The organism is Glaciecola punicea ACAM 611 (genome assembly GCF_000252165.1).
Classification (GTDB): Bacteria; Pseudomonadota; Gammaproteobacteria; order Enterobacterales; family Alteromonadaceae; genus Glaciecola; species Glaciecola punicea.
In genome coordinates this window covers 39,803-55,337 of sequence record NZ_BAET01000014.1, presented here as the reverse complement: position 1 = coordinate 55,337, position 15,535 = coordinate 39,803, and the positions used below count along the sequence as shown (strand labels likewise).

Below are 15,535 nucleotides of genomic sequence, written 5' to 3'. Positions count from 1 at the left end.
TGGCTCCATGTTGTTGTTATTGTTGGAATGCTTAAGGTTTTATTGCTTTTAGGGGCCTAAATATAGCAGTGTAATAAAAATTAACAATGTTTAAAAAGGATTGGCTAAGTATTTTTTGCAGTTCAATAGTAATTTTATTGATGGCGCTAAGTAGGAAACTTACAAAGCTTTGCACACAAAATAAAGTTTTTCATCTACTTTTATATTAAGCGTTTGAAACGACTTTATGGTAATTAAGGAATGAAATACCTGCCCATGCCATCTGCCGCTTACCACTACCCCCGTGGTGTTCTCAATGATATTGCTAATGCACACGGGGAAGCAGTTGACCATACTCGTTTGATTGTTGTCGTGGCGCGATACGCTTAACTGATTGGCGTTTAACGCAAAACTACGTGGCTCACCTTTTTGTGGAAGCAGCAGTGCGCTGACAAATTGGTTATTATTCATTTCGGCACTGTTCACGCTCGGCACTTTTACGTAAAGCCTGCACGCATCCGTCTGGACTCTACTTTTGTCTTTGCTTTTGTTTTGGCCGTTGTTTTGGCTTTCGCTGACCGCTTCAGATTTGCTTAATAACCACACCTGCAATGAGCTGTCTTGATCGTCTATATGGCTAAATATTCCATTCACGGCGCAAAAGTAATCAGCTTTATTAACCTCAACATTTTGAGTACTGCCTATTTGATAATCAACAGCGCTTTTGATCGACATTTGATTAAGCACCGCGCCCTGCTCTATGACTATGACTTCACTGGCACACAGGCTCAATTCTTTTAAAGAATGACTCACCATAATTGCGCGAAAACCGTTTTTGCTTGCGAGTGTTCGCAGCACCTGATGCATGACTTGCCGCAGTTTCCAGTCAAGTGCTGAGAAGGCTTCATCGAGTAAAAGCAATTTTTTACCTGTTAACAAACCACGCGCAAAACATACCCTTTGTTTTTCGCCGCCTGATAGTTGCCAAGGCATTTTTGACATAAGCGACGAAATGCCGCATAAACCAAGCACCTCATCTAAGTCTAAAGAATTGGACTGACGACTTTCACTGTGTCGAATAACTAGCGTGAGGTTTTCTGCCACATTCAAATGGTCAAATAAAGCACTGTCGGCGCCTATATAGACACATGGATTGTAGCGCCCTTTTGTATTTATACAGTGCATGGGTAGATGCATGGTGCACTGTGCTGCGTTAACGAGGCCAGCCATGACTTTAAGCATGGTTGTTTTACCTGCGCCAGACTCTCCGAACATACCGACAATTTTATGCTTATCATCAATGGTGACCTCCATTTCAAACACCTGCTCTTGATGTTTCGATAGTTTAATTTTATGCCACAGCTTTATATTCACAGCTTTATATTCACAGTAATGCACCGTGGCGCTGTTGAGCGGAAAATAAACGCGCTTGACGATTAAATTTATATAACAGCGTTAAGCTAACCAAACTAATCACCAGCAAAAACATAGAAAGTGCATGCGCCTGCTCATACTGCAGCGATTCTACTTGGTTAAACAATGCAATAGACACCACTTGGGTTTTGCCGGGGATATTGCCGCCTATCATCAAAATCAACCCAAACTCCCCTAGCGTGTGCGCAAAACCTAATGTTGCTGCACTGATTATACTGGGGCGAATGATAGGCAGAATAATAAATAAAAATCCTCGTATAGGCGAAATACCTAGGGTGCTAATGGTTAATTTTACGTGAGTGCCCAGTTGGCTAAAAGCCGTTAACAGAGGCTGTATGACAAAGGGCAATGAATAAATAATTGAACCAAACAATATGCCATTAAAGCTAAAAATAAACTGCTCGCCCGTGATCGTAATCCACAGACTTCCTAGATATGAGTTAGGCGAAAACGCAGTTAACAAATAAAAACCCAAAACGGTGGGCGGCAGCACCAAGGGGAGCGCCACAAGGGCCTCAAAAAAAGGCTTTAACTTGCCTTTATAATGCGCCAGCCACCAAGCAAACGGTAAGCCAATGAGTAATAAAATAACCACCGTAATCGTGGCTAGCTTTAAGGTTAGCCATATTGCAGGCCAGCTTTCTAAAAGCGCACTCACTGGCTCGCCTCATTTATAGGCAAATAGCCAAGGCTAGCAAGTTTTCGCTGTGAGTCTTGTGACCTTACGAAATCTATAAATAATTGTGCATGCTCTTTGCGACTCGATGAATTAGCAATAACGACGTCTTGAATAATAGGTGGGTATCGCTCGCTAGGCAGCACAAAGTAGTCACTATACTTAGGATCTTTAAGATTAATTAATGCATTGATCAGAACAGATTCAGCCAGCAGGCCTACTTGGGCATTGCCAGAATCTACAAATTGAAAAGCTTGGATCACATTTGCCCCTAGCACTAATTGTGTAAACACAAACGCTGAATTATTCAAGCTATCAATGTAGTTTTTTGCGGCGCTGCCAAAAGGTGCAAGCTGCGGGTTTGCAATGGCAAGCTTGCCTGATATATCAAGCGTATTGGTGCTATTTAAGCCTTCAACTAACCATTGCGGCGCAGGAAACAACACTAACTTGCCGCGAGCATAGCTTTGCCGAGCGCTGGCTAATTCATTTTCTTCTAAGGCAATAGGCCGCTGAGTATCCGCTGAAAAGAACAAATCAAAAGGCGCTCCGTTTGACAATTGAGCGAACAAAGTACCGCTAGAGCCCACTACCAGATCGATAGGCTGCGATGACCAAAACGGCGACTCTGCAATTAAGATTGATAAGGGAAAATGAAAGTTACTAGCAACCGCGATTGTTAAAGAAGATGTTTCCCGTTTATCGCTGGCACTTGGTTTGGTCGCGTCGCTGCAGGCAAATAGAATTGCCAGTAAAACAAAAATAAAACTGATAATTTTGACCTTGCGCATCATATACTAACAGCAACCCTTCCCTATTATAATCGTATGCGAACACTACAACAATACTCGGCTAATACCAAGGTTGACAGCTGCCTATTTAGATAAATACACAGGTCACATAGTAACAGCTAATCCTAATAAGTTAATAAGCACAGGCCTATTGTCTTGCAGCAGATGACACAGAGTATATTACTGAAGCGACGCCACAAAGGCATTGGTCGCCCCTTGAAGTATGCCTTAGAACATTCATTGCAACGTAAAAATCAATGAACTTAATCACGACTATGCTCACCTAATTCATCTACGCATCAATAGGACATAACAATGGCAAAATGGTTACCAGCAAACGTAATTAATCGTATTGATTGGAACCCGCATTTATTCAGCTTACAGTTTACTGCTGCCTTTTACCGCTAGTAACTTGTAAGAAGTGGCCTTGCAGGTAACAAGCTAGACGCAATGACCGCAACGTAACCGTTAGCGTTGACAAATAATCTCAAGTCCGTTGATAGCATATTTTAATACCTTCTATTTTAGCTATATCTATTTTATATAGGCACAAAAAAACTCGCTAATAAGCGAGTTTTTTCCATCTTGATATTACATTTTTGTGTTAACGGTAACGTAAATTAGATTTAGTTAAGTTTTTCTTTGATACGTGCAGATTTACCTGAACGATCTCGTAGATAATACAATTTAGCTCTGCGCACGGCACCGCGACGCTTCACTTCAATTGAATCTATAGCAGGGCTATGAGTTTGAAACACACGCTCTACACCCTCTCCACTTGAAATTTTACGAACTGTAAAAGCAGAGTGTAAACCGCGATTACGCTTAGCAATACATACGCCCTCATATGCCTGCACACGCTCTTTTTCGCCTTCCTTTACTTTAACGCGCACAATTACTGTATCACCAGGGCCGAACACTGGAACATCAGTTTTGAGTTGTGCATCCTCAATTTTCTTTATTATGTTTTGATTGACTTTAGCCATCGAATCCTCACGTCCTAGTAGTAACTGTCATTTGCTGCAGCAGGCTTATATAAATTTCTTCAATATTGCCTGTTGCTCCTCAGTCAGAGCTAGGTTATTTAATAAATCAGGGCGTTTCATAAGAGTACGTTTTAACGACTCTTGCAGGCGCCACTGCCTAATTTTTTCATGGTTACCACTTAACAACACCTCGGGGACACTTTTACCTGCATAGGTATGCGGCCTTGTGTACTGTGGGCATTCTAGCAATCCGCTGGTAAAAGAATCTTCTACCGCTGACTGATTATGCCCTAACACATCAGGAATTAACCTTGATACTGCGTCCATCAACACCATCGCGGGTAGTTCGCCGCCACTTAACACATAATCGCCAATAGACCATTCTTCGTCTATGAGCGTTTGGATTATGCGCTCGTCAATGCCTTCGTATCGGCCTGCTACTAGCACTAAGTCAGTTTGTTGACTCAATGTTTGTACACCGTCAAAATCTAGCGTTCGCCCTTGGGGTGATAAGTAAATCACCTTTGATTTTTCGCTAGATGCCGCTTTGGCACTAGCAATCGCGTCTGTTAATGGCTGCACCATCATTAGCATGCCAGGACCACCACCGTAAGGTTTATCATCAACCGTGCGATGTTTGTCAGTGGTATAATCGCGAGGATTATACACTGCCACTTCTATTAAGCCTTTTTTAACCGCTCTGCCAATAACGCCTTGTGAAAAGAAGCTAGTAAACATTTCGGGAAACAATGTAACAATGCTAAAACGCTGCTTATACTCTGGCTTCGCCTCAACACCACTGCTCATTAGAAGGCTGGGTCCCAATCTACTGTAATGGTCTTGCCATCTTTGTCGACACTTAACACAACACTGTCGTGTAAGAATGGCAACAAACGTTCTTTTTGACCAAATGCATCGTTAATTTTAGCTTTCACTAACATTACATCATTCGCGCCTGTTTCAAACATGTCTTTAACTACACCCATTTCATAACCTTTATCGGTTATTACCTGCATGCCTACTAAGTCTTTCCAATAGAAGTCATTGTCTAATTCAGGCAGCTGCGATGCCTCAATGCTAATTTGCGCATTTTTAATCAACTCAGCTGCATTGCGGTCTTCAACACCTTCAAGCTTGGCAACCAAACTCTTAGCGTGATACCGCCATTGATCAACTTTTAACACTTGATTACCGCCTTGAGACACACTAATGTGCCAAGGTGCATAATCAAAAATACTGTCTTTGTTTTGAGTAAAACTGTTGACCTTGACCCAACCTTTCACACCGTAAGGTGCACCAATTGAACCAATAATCAAAATGTCAGACGCTAGACTCATTTTTACTCCAAACCAACAATAGCTGGACCGTTAAGCCGCAACTTTTGCATCTTTTACCAAACGCGCAACACGCTCAGACAAACTTGCACCTTGACCAGTCCAATATTCAACACGCTCAAGATCTAAACGAAGTTTCTCAGATTGACCTTGTGCAGTTGGATTGAAAAAACCAATGTTTTCAATAAATTTGCCATTACGTGAACGACGGCTGTCAGCAACAACCACTTGATAAAATGGGCGCTTTTTCGCACCACCACGCTGTAAACGAATAGTAACCATATATGCCTCAAACTCGTTGTAACGTTACCGTTAACAAACCCTTCTTCTCAAGATGGGAAAAAGAGAGCGCGAAGTATACTTATTTAGCCTGTGAATGCAAGCAGTATAACGAGTTTAGACAAAGTGTTTGCTAGCGTACGATTGATTAACGCTATAAAGAAGGCTTGCTGCTAGTAAGGAAGAACTTAGTGCTAAGCTCTGTAAAAAGCGCTTAGCACCAAAAAACGTCGCTGATTGCTTATTTCTTACGGCCAAAATTGCCCATGCCCGGTGGTAATTTCATGCCTGAGGGCATGCCGCCACCGGACATTCCACCTGCGCCTGGCATACCACCACCGCCCATCATACCGCCCATGCCGCGCATCATATTCTTCATTTTACCGCCGCCCATTTTCTTCATCATTTTTTGCATTTGCATAAACTGCTTCAATAAACGATTAACGTCTTGAATTTGAGTGCCTGAGCCTGCGGCAATACGGCGCTTACGAGAGCCTTTGATTACGTCAGGGCGATCGCGCTCACCCGGGGTCATGGAGTTAATAATTGCTTCCATTTGAATGAACTGCTTGTCGTTAGCCTGATCTTTAACTTTCGCGCTCATGCCTCCCATGCCGGGCATTTTGTCCATAAGCGACGCCATCCCGCCCATGCTACGCATTTGTGCAAGCTGTTCTTTAAAATCTTGTAAATTAAAGCCTTTACCGGTTTGGATCTTTTTGGCTACGCGCGCAGCGGCGTCTTTGTCTACCTTGCGCTCTACATCTTCAATTAGGCTAAGCACATCGCCCATGCCTAATATACGCGAGGCAATACGCTGGGGGTGGAAAGGCTCTAAGGCATCAAGCTTTTCGCCCATGCCTAAAAACTTAATCGGTTTACCGGTAATTTGCTTAACCGATAAAGCTGCTCCGCCGCGCGCATCGCCGTCGGCTTTAGTTAAAATAACGCCGGTTAGAGGCAGAGTTTCATTAAACGCTTTTGCAGTGTTCGCCGCATCTTGACCGGTCATGGCGTCTACAACAAACAGCGTCTCAACAGGGTTAACCGCCGCGTGAAGCTGCTTAATTTCGTCCATCATTTTTTCGTCAACCGCCAAACGACCCGCGGTGTCGACAATAAGCACATCAAAAAACTGCATTTTCGCATGCTTAATAGCAGCTTTAACTATATCCACCGGTTTTTGCATCATGTTGGATGGGAAACATTCTACGCCGACTTCTTCAGACAAGGTTTGCAACTGCTTTATAGCCGCGGGGCGATACACATCGGCGCTAACTACTAAGACTTTTTTCTTTTCACGCTCTGTTAAATACTTCGAAAGTTTACCGACGCTAGTGGTCTTACCCGCGCCTTGTAAACCTGCTAGCATTATAACCGCAGGCGGCGTGGCGGCTAAATTTAAGCCTTGCGAACCGTCACCTAAAACATTTTCGAGCTCGTCTTGAACCACTTTAATAAACATTTGCCCTGGCTTCAGACTTTTTGAGACCTCAATCCCCAGCGCACGGGTTTTAACTTTTTCAATAAAGTCTTTCACTACGCTCAAGGCTACGTCTGCTTCAAGCAAGGCCATGCGTACTTCGCGCAGCGTGTCTTTAATGTTGTCGTCGGTCAAACGACCTTTGCCACTAATGTTTTTTAGGGTTTGACCTAAGCGGTCAGTAAGATTCTGGAACATAAATCATCAATTTAGTATTTTCTAATTTGGTAATCAGTATACAATAAGCCTAGCGTGATCGTAACGGTTGCGTTAGATTTATTGATAATTACTATATTCTCGGCAATTCGCAGCAGCGCTGCACAAGGAATTAACGCGTGAAACCCACCTCAAAGGTCCATCGCTCATGAGCACTTTACTCTCCTATTTAGCGTTTGCATTTTCGCTTGTCTGTTATATTTGCGCTGGTTCGCTTTATGTACAACAGTTTTTCAAGCAATCCTCCACTCTTATAAAGTACGCACAACCTTCACTGATGCTGGCACTAATTGGTCATCTTGGTATTCTTTTTTTAAGCACGCAGCAGCACAGCGGTGAACAACTGAGCCTATCTTTTGTCGCCACCATGCTGGCTTGGTTAGTCACACTCACTATGTTTATTACTCACAAATTTATTAGAAACTTGTTGTTTTTGCCCGTTGTATGCTTTGTATCTGCCTTCATTATCTTAATCGATCTATTTTTCCCGGCTACCACCGGCATTACTGTCACGATGTCGGTTGGCATGATTGCCCATATACTACTATCGCTGGTAGCCTTTGGTTTGCTTAGCATAAGTATGCTATACGCTTGTCAACTAGCCTATATTAAACATCAGTTAAAGCAAAAGAGTCGCACTATGATAGGCGGACATCTGCCGCCTCTGCAGTCGGTAGAACGCATTTTATTGCAGCTTATGAGCTTAGGCACAGTGTTGTTGTTTTTAGCACTGGTTAGCGGATTTATATTTATCCCTAATATGCTTACAGAAGGCTATGCGCATAAAACTATCCTGTCCAGCATTGCATTGTGCTGCTACACACTGTGTATTGGCCTTCACCACTTTATTGGCTTAAAAGCTCGCAGTACCATTATTTTTAACTTTTTAGGCTTATTTTTGCTCACGCTAGGCTATTTTGGCAGCCGACTAGTAAAAGATTTCTTGTTGACTTAACATGATCGCTCAAGCATAACGTTTATGCTCATCTTATTTCACACATTATCTTAGGAATGCTTAATTGAGCTCTATAGACACTTCTACCCTGCTAATTGTGCTGGGTGTACTCATTTTTATGTCAGCTTATTTCTCTAGTTCAGAGACGGGTCTGATGAGCCTGAATCGCTACCGCTTGAAGCATTTAGCTAATGAAGGCAAAGCAGGCGCCCTGCGCGTGCAGAAACTACTTAATCGTCCCGACCGCTTAATCGGCTTAATCTTAATAGGCAACAATTTAGTTAATATTGCGGCAACTACTATTGCCACAATTGTGTGTATTCGCCTGTATGGCCCCGATTTTGGACCCTTAATAGCGACCGGTGTGTTAACCATCGTGATACTTGTATTTGCTGAGGTAACACCGAAGACTTACGCCGCCCTGTATCCAGAAAAAATAGCTTTTCCTAGCTCCTTCATTCTTATTCCTCTTATGTTTTTGTTTACCCCTTTAGTAAAATTAATTAACTTGATTACTAACGGCGTGTTAATGCTTTTGCGTATCAATCCGGTAAGTCGTTCAGATACAGCTTTAAGTCAAGAGGAGCTGCGCACCGTAGTATATGAAGCAGGCTCTTTAATACCCCAGAAACACCAAGAAATGTTAGTTAGTATTCTTGATTTAGAAAAAGTTACCGCGGAAGATATTATGGTGCCGCGTAGCGATATTTACGCCATAGATATAAACGATGATTGGAGAGTTATTCAAAAACAATTAACGCATTCTCAGCACACCCGCGTATTGCTTTATCGCGATAGCGTAGATGACGCGGTAGGCTTTATGCACGTGCGCGATGCGTTACGTTTATTAGCAAAAGACCAGTTTACGAAAGCCACAATGCTAAGGGCAGCACGCAAAATATTTTTCACACCCGACTCCACTCCCCTGCATACACTTATGTATAAAATGCAGGCCCAGCGTGAACGCATAGGTTTGGTGGTGGATGAGTACGGAGACATTCAAGGTCTGATGACCTTGGAAGATATTTTAGAAGAAATTATTGGTGATTTTACTACCTCAGTGGCACCCGACCATAGTAAAGAAGCGCTTGAACAAAGCGACGGTAGCTTTTTTGTTGACGGTAGTGCCAACATTCGTGAACTCAACAAAGAGCTCAATTGGGCATTTCCAATAAACGGCCCTAAAACGCTCAATGGTCTAATTCTAGAGTTTTTACAAGAGATGCCTGAAGCACAGGTAGGTTTGCGCCTAGCGGGCTACCCGGTTGAAATCATTGAACTGTCTGACAATATGATTAAGACGGTGCGAATTATTCCTGAGTTTTACAAGGCACCCATAGATGATGTTAGCGGTCAGCGCAATAGCTAAGCACTGTATCAGCATGCGAGCGCTAATGGCCACGTTAATTTTTGCATAATGCTGACCTTCGCTGGCTATACACCCTGAAACATCGCTAACTTTTTGCCTATCGCGGTGCTGCCTTTGTAGTCGATAAGCAAGGTGTCAGCTGGTTCAAAATACTGATCATTTATGTTTACACAAAGCAGCCTCGACAAAAGACTCACTAGCGGCATGTGAGTCACAATTAACATGCTCTTTGGCGCATCTGTGCTGGTTGCATAATCATGTATTACATCAGCGCTTTGCTGCGCACTTGCAATTGGTGTGAGTGCATCAGTGGTTTTTTCATTTAACACTTTGATGTGTTTGGCCACACCCCGAAATGTCTGCTGCGTTCGAAAATATGGACTAACTAAGGCTAAATCTATGCTTGACTTAACATTAGTATTTCCAGCCTTCATTACATCGGTAATTTCACTATATGTGCTTATACCGGCTAAATGTTGATTTAACCATCTGCCTACATTTTCACTTTGCTGCACACCAACGTTTGTGAGGCTGCGAGCACGATCTGGCTTTGCATATTCAACCGCCTCACCGTGCCGCATTATAATTAATAGCATATCGCTTTATCACCATTTAAATGAGTTCATTGTTATTTGTTGCTCGCGGATAAAGTGCTTATAAACTTTGCGGGTTTACTTTGGCTTATCCCATAGTGTGAATTGATTCACTCCTATAAATAGAGGTGACGATATAATGTTTATTCGTAATCTTGCTTATATCGTGTCAATTAACCTGCTGTATAATTTTGTATAGTTGTTACCGAACTAAGTAAACCACAGTCGCTGCATGATAAATAAATTTATAGGGTAATAGAGCAAACGTGCCGCTGCTATTTTTGCTCGTTTCACTTATGTCTGCGGCCTTTTTATAAGCCGCATTATTTATTAACAAACTATATGTTAACGGCAATATGACTTGTTTCGTGAATATAAGCTAGCAACGATGCTTGCTATCATAACTACACATTTAGGGGTTTACAATTGCAAAACACCACTTCACTACTGTTTTTAATGCTTGTCACACGCTTAAAAACGGCGTGCGTTTAGCAATGATTACCCCCCCCATAAGTTTAAGCAAATCGCAGATAAATATGTTTCGGTAAAAAAAATGCGCTATCTATAAAATAGCGCACAATATAAGTATTAAAAACGTTTAATCAATAAAGACAAAGCATAACGGTATTAGTAAAAATTACGCTTCTCATCGCGCATTTCAAGCAGTATCGCCGCAGGAGTATATTTCTCACTATAACTTGTTGCATAGTGCTCTAATCTAGACACCACGTGATCTATGCCTAGTTCATCCATATACCTAAATGGACCGCCTCTAAACGGCGGGAAACCAATACCAAATATAGCGCCTATGTCGCCGTCGCGGGCACTTCTAATGACGCCTTCCTCTAGGCACATAGCCGCCTCGTTAAGCATTAATAATAGACATCGCTCTGCCACGCTTGAATCAGTGTATTTGCTGACAGGCGTTATGCCAAGGAGTGTGTAGACAGATTCATCCACTTTCTTACCGCTGTCTTTGCTGTTTGCTTTGCCTGAATACTTGTAAAAACCAGAGCCGTTTTTCTTGCCCTTTCTGTCATTTTCAAGCAGCTTTTCAAATGCATCAGGTGATGCAAAACGTTCACCAAATTGATTCATCAGTATAGGAATAATTTTGGTACCTACATCAATACCCACCTCATCTAACAGTTTAAAGGGCCCTACCGGAAAGCCAAACTTAACTAGCGCTTGGTCTATAGCGTTAATGGGCTGACCTTCCATTGCCAAAAATCCGGCTTCACTCATATAAGGGGCGAGTATTCTATTTACATAAAAGCCTGCACCATCTTTTACCACAATGGGAGTTTTGCCCTGACGTTTAGCAAACCCTACCGTGGTAGCTATGGTTTGCGGCGAAGTGCCTTCATGCCCTATTACTTCTACCAGTGGCATTTTGTCTACCGGCGAAAAATAGTGCAAGCCAACCACATTTTCAGGTCGCTTGGCTTTTGCTGCAATATCGGCGATGGGAATTGAGGAGGTGTTTGAAGCAAAAATAGTGTTTTCGTGGCAGTGCTCTTCTATTTCTGCCACCATCGTCTGCTTCAAGTTTACATCCTCAAATACCGCTTCTATTGCCATATCAACTGACTTATAGCCGGAGTAATCTAAGCACCCAGTAATGTTGGCCATTTGTCTTTGCATTTGTGACAACAGCATGAAGCGCTTTTTAACTTTCTTATTTAAAATGTCATAGCTATACTTCATCGCACTGGCAATACCGTGTTCATTAATGTCTTTTATACGCACGGGCACGCTTGCTTTAGTGGCACTGACAAATGCAATCCCGCCGCCCATAAGACCGCCGCCTAACACACCAATTTTTTTTATAACCTTGGGTTTAAGACCGTCCGCACCGCTTTCTTTCTTCATTTCGGTGGTCGCAAAAAATACGCCACGAAGCTGTTTCGACTCAGGTGTCATCACCAGCTTACCAAACAAGCTCGCTTCAGTAGCATAGCCTTTTTCGCGGTTTTTTAGGCCAAGCTCAATGCAATCAATTATGTACATAGGCGCTGGATAGTTGCCTTTTGTTTGCGCCATGGTTTGTTCACGCGCTTTGGAGAACATTATGCCACGCCCAAACGAAGTGCTCTCAATAACTTTGCTGACCATGGATTTTGCCACAGTGCGCGTTTTGACCGCTTGGCCAGCAAGCCCTACAGCCACATCCATTAATATAGACTCCGGCACACAATCATCCACAATGCCGTACTTTTTGGCTTGGGAAGCGCGCACAGAATTGCCCGTTAGCATCATTTTCATTGCCTGCTGCAAGCCAATAAGCGCGGGTAAACGCTGTGTGCCGCCGCTGCCTGGCAATAAGCCTAATTGCACTTCAGGCAGGCCAAGCTGTGTTTTATCACTGTCGGTACATACACGATAGTCACATGCAAGTGCTAGCTCTAAGCCGCCGCCTAAGGCTGGACCATGAATGGCAGCAACAAATGTTTTTCTGATTTTTTCAATGCGGTCGAATATCAACTGGCCTTGCCTAGATAAGGTTTCCGCGTCTTGGACCGTATCGCATGCGGACAACATGCTGATGTCGGCGCCCGCCACAAAAGAATCTTTTTTACCGCTGGTGATGACCACGCCTTTTATGTCTGCATCGCTTTCTATTTGGTCTAAAATGACGCTTATTTCATCGCCAAAATCACCTTTCAAGGTATTCATGCTTTCGCCTGGCACATCCATGGTTAAAATGGCAATACCGTCTTCACGTTTTTCTAAAGTAAAAGCACTCATCATTCTGTCTCCACTATCATAGCTGCACCTAGTCCACCGGCTGCACAAGCTGTTAGTAAGCCTGTACCTCCGCCGCGGCGATTTAATTCATTTAGCATTTGAGTAATCATACGCGTCCCGGTTGCTGCGAACGGATGACCATAGGCAAGCGAACTGCCCATTACATTGAATTTTTCCATGTCAATTTCACCTGTGGCTTTTTCACGACCCAGCTTTTCTTTAGCAAACTTGTCACTGGCAAACATTTTAATGTTGGCTAAGGTTTGTGCTGCAAAAGCTTCATGCATTTCTATTAGCGTTAAATCGTTTAGATTCATGCCGGCACGTTCAAGTGCAATAGGCGTTGCATAAGAAGGTCCCATTAGCATATCTTCCCATACGTCAATGGCAGCAAAAGCATAGCTTTTCAAATACCCAATAGGCTTATAACCGAGTGCTTTTGCTTTGCTTTCAGTCATCATAACAACGGCTGATGCACCGTCGGTAAGCGGTGTTGCTGTGGCGGCGGTCACGCTGCCGTGCTTCTTATCAAATACTGGACGCAATTTAGCGTAGCTATCTAATGCGCTGTCAAAACGAATATTGTTGTCGCATATAAAGGCCTTTTTGTAGGGCTGGGCATAAGCAGTCATGACTTCATTGCTTAAATTGCCATTTTCCCAGTTTTTAGCCGCAAGCGTATGAGAGCGGTGCGCAAGTGCGTCTTGATCGGCACGCGCAATATTGTGCGTTTTTGCCATTTGCTCTGCGGTTTGCCCCATCGACAAACCAGTCGAATATTCAGCCACGGCGGGGGCTACCGGCATCAAATCTTTAAGCCCTAACTTTTTAAATATTGAAAACTTTTGGCCCATGGTCTTGGCTTTTTGCAAATCAACTAAAGCTTGCGCTAAATTTCTTGACACCCCAATTGGCGATACAGAAGTTGAATCGGCGCCCCCCGCGATACCTACTTCAATGTTACCTGCCAGCATAGATTCAGCAATATTCACCGTAGACTGAAAGCTCGTTGCACATGCTCTTGATACGCTGTAAGCGTCGGTTTGCACACGCATACCTGTACCCAACACAATTTCACGCGCAATATTAGGCGCTGCCGGCATTTGCACCACTTGCCCATATACGACTTGCTCTATTAAAGCGGGGTCTATGTCATTCCGGATAATCATTTCGTTGACGACTATTTTGGCGAGATCAACTGCAGGCACCCCATTAAAATCACTCGCCATTTTGGCAAAGGGGGTACGTAAACCAGTAACGATGGCGATGCGATCGCCGCCGCTGGTTTTCAGCATTTGTGTTTTGGGCATATTGCTTCCTTGGTTAAGAAAATCGTGTCGATGAATACTTTCTAAGAGCATAGCACTTAAATTAATAGGCACGAAACTTTTGCCATAAATCTGGTCTGACCACTACGTCAGATGCTATTATTCCAAAATTCACACAAAATAGCAAACCAATGCTTACGGTCTAAATTAAGCACATGCTGATGAAACTTTTGTTGTGCAGTCAGGTCACAAAGGGTGTGTTTGACAAGCGTGGCCTGCCTTCACCACTTTCATAGCGGTTCATTAGAATTCAGCCACTTACATCTTGGTAAATAGCAATTATTTGAAAAACGCTATGAAAGAACCACTTGAATTGTTGCCACTAAGACCGATATCTGATAGCAACAGCAAATTCTTCTTTTTGGGAAATAAACATGCATAATCAATTTACTGCCTTACTTGAGCATTTAGATTCACAGGTTTTGGGGCAAAGGCACTTAACGCAAAGTATTTTGATTGCCTTGCTAGCCGACGGCCACTTGCTCGTTGAGGGCCCACCGGGCTTGGCAAAAACCAGAGCAGTTAACGCGCTTTCTGACGGTATAGACGCAAACTTTCATCGCGTTCAGTTTACCCCTGATTTATTGCCTGCCGATTTAACCGGCACCGATATTTATCGGCCAGAAACGGGGGAGTTTGTGTTTCAAAAAGGCCCGCTATTTCATAATTTAGTGCTGGCTGATGAAATTAATCGCGCACCCGCTAAAGTGCAGTCGGCGCTGCTAGAGGCTATGGCAGAGCGCCAAATTACGGTAGGCAGCACCACCTATAAGCTACCTTCTTTATTTTTAGTTATGGCAACCCAAAATCCTTTAGAACAAGAAGGCACTTATCCATTGCCTGAAGCGCAGCTTGACCGTTTCTTAATGCATGTTGAAATTGACTACCCCGACGCGGCTACCGAACATAAAATTCTAGCCCTAACGCGTAGTGAAGCGATTAATTCATTAGAAAAGCGCAGTCCATTAGACAATCACGCCAAACTTACACGAGAAAATATTGCCGAAGCGCGCACTGAAATATTAAAATTACATGTGTCAGAAGCTGCCGAAGCCTATTTGGTGCAATTGATTATGGCAACACGCGAACCTGAAAAATACGATGCCGATTTAGCCCAGTGGATAGAAATTGGTGCAAGTCCACGCGCTACTATTGCCCTTGAGCGTTGCGCACGTGCGCACGCATGGCTACATCAACGCGATTTTGTGAGCCCTGAAGACATTCAAACCGTACTACCTAACGTCCTTAGGCACCGGCTTATTTATAGTTATCATGCCCAAGCACAAGGGATTACCGCTAACCACGTTATAGAGAAAATTTTGGCTATGGTGCCTGTACCTTGAAAATTATTGAGCGAGTAATTA

General features: G+C 43.2%; 14 protein-coding genes. 3 read left to right on the top strand and 11 right to left on the bottom strand.

Features of this window, described 5'->3' with window-relative positions; genetic code table 11:
• Positions 1–159 precede the first annotated feature (159 nt).
• The 8 genes from GPUN_RS07185 to ffh all read right to left on the bottom strand — a co-directional run bounded on the left by GPUN_RS07185 (position 160) and on the right by ffh (position 7,160).
• Positions 160–1,353 (bottom strand): ATP-binding cassette domain-containing protein, encoded by a 1,194-nt coding sequence (locus GPUN_RS07185; RefSeq protein WP_006004999.1) that lies wholly within the window; start codon positions 1,351–1,353, stop codon positions 160–162.
• A gap of 10 nt (positions 1,354–1,363) precedes the next feature.
• A complete protein-coding gene (gene modB, locus GPUN_RS07180) occupies positions 1,364–2,071 on the bottom strand; it encodes a molybdate ABC transporter permease subunit (RefSeq protein ID WP_006004998.1) in 708 nt (235 codons plus the stop codon).
• The gene (gene modA / locus GPUN_RS07175) at positions 2,068–2,883 is read right to left on the bottom strand and encodes a molybdate ABC transporter substrate-binding protein (RefSeq protein ID WP_006004997.1); all 816 of its coding nucleotides are present in this window, start codon (positions 2,881–2,883) and stop codon (positions 2,068–2,070) included. The genes modB and modA overlap by 4 nt, the downstream gene beginning before the upstream one ends.
• Before the next feature lie 623 nt (positions 2,884–3,506).
• Positions 3,507–3,866, bottom strand: coding sequence for a 50S ribosomal protein L19 (gene rplS / locus GPUN_RS07170; protein ID WP_006004996.1), 360 nt, complete (start codon positions 3,864–3,866; stop codon positions 3,507–3,509).
• A gap of 45 nt (positions 3,867–3,911) precedes the next feature.
• Positions 3,912–4,673, bottom strand: a complete 762-nt coding sequence (trmD, locus tag GPUN_RS07165) for a tRNA (guanosine(37)-N1)-methyltransferase TrmD (protein WP_006004995.1) — start codon at positions 4,671–4,673, stop codon at positions 3,912–3,914.
• A complete protein-coding gene (gene rimM / locus GPUN_RS07160) occupies positions 4,673–5,203 on the bottom strand; it encodes a ribosome maturation factor RimM (RefSeq protein WP_006004994.1) in 531 nt (176 codons plus the stop codon). The genes trmD and rimM overlap by 1 nt, the downstream gene beginning before the upstream one ends.
• 30 nt (positions 5,204–5,233) lie before the next feature.
• Complete coding sequence (rpsP, locus tag GPUN_RS07155) at positions 5,234–5,482, bottom strand: 30S ribosomal protein S16 (RefSeq protein WP_006004993.1); 249 nt, start codon at positions 5,480–5,482, stop codon at positions 5,234–5,236.
• A 238-nt stretch (positions 5,483–5,720) separates the two neighbouring features.
• On the bottom strand, positions 5,721–7,160 hold the full coding sequence (ffh, locus tag GPUN_RS07150) for a signal recognition particle protein (protein WP_006004986.1): 1,440 nt from the start codon (positions 7,158–7,160) through the stop codon (positions 5,721–5,723).
• Positions 7,161–7,326: 166 nt separating this feature from the next.
• Between ffh and GPUN_RS07145 the strand changes: the two genes are divergently transcribed.
• Entirely contained in the window at positions 7,327–8,133 is an 807-nt protein-coding gene (locus GPUN_RS07145) for a cytochrome C assembly family protein (protein ID WP_006004983.1), read from the top strand.
• 64 nt (positions 8,134–8,197) lie between these two features.
• On the top strand, positions 8,198–9,502 hold the full coding sequence (locus GPUN_RS07140; RefSeq protein ID WP_006004981.1) for an HlyC/CorC family transporter: 1,305 nt from the start codon (positions 8,198–8,200) through the stop codon (positions 9,500–9,502).
• Between the two features lie 65 nt (positions 9,503–9,567).
• On the opposite strand, the gene sixA is transcribed toward GPUN_RS07140, so the two are convergent.
• From sixA to fadI, 3 genes are all read right to left on the bottom strand, one after another.
• Positions 9,568–10,098, bottom strand: a complete 531-nt coding sequence (sixA, locus tag GPUN_RS07135) for a phosphohistidine phosphatase SixA (RefSeq protein ID WP_006004979.1) — start codon at positions 10,096–10,098, stop codon at positions 9,568–9,570.
• 624 nt (positions 10,099–10,722) lie between these two features.
• Positions 10,723–12,846, bottom strand: a complete 2,124-nt coding sequence (gene fadJ, locus GPUN_RS07130) for a fatty acid oxidation complex subunit alpha FadJ (protein WP_006004976.1) — start codon at positions 12,844–12,846, stop codon at positions 10,723–10,725.
• A complete protein-coding gene (fadI, locus tag GPUN_RS07125; protein ID WP_006004974.1) occupies positions 12,843–14,153 on the bottom strand; it encodes an acetyl-CoA C-acyltransferase FadI in 1,311 nt (436 codons plus the stop codon). The genes fadJ and fadI overlap by 4 nt, the downstream gene beginning before the upstream one ends.
• A 392-nt stretch (positions 14,154–14,545) precedes the next feature.
• Here fadI and GPUN_RS07120 point away from each other — a divergent pair, with 392 nt between their 5' ends.
• The gene (locus GPUN_RS07120) at positions 14,546–15,514 is read left to right on the top strand and encodes an AAA family ATPase (RefSeq protein ID WP_006004971.1); all 969 of its coding nucleotides are present in this window, start codon (positions 14,546–14,548) and stop codon (positions 15,512–15,514) included.
• Positions 15,515–15,535: the final 21 nt, after the last annotated feature.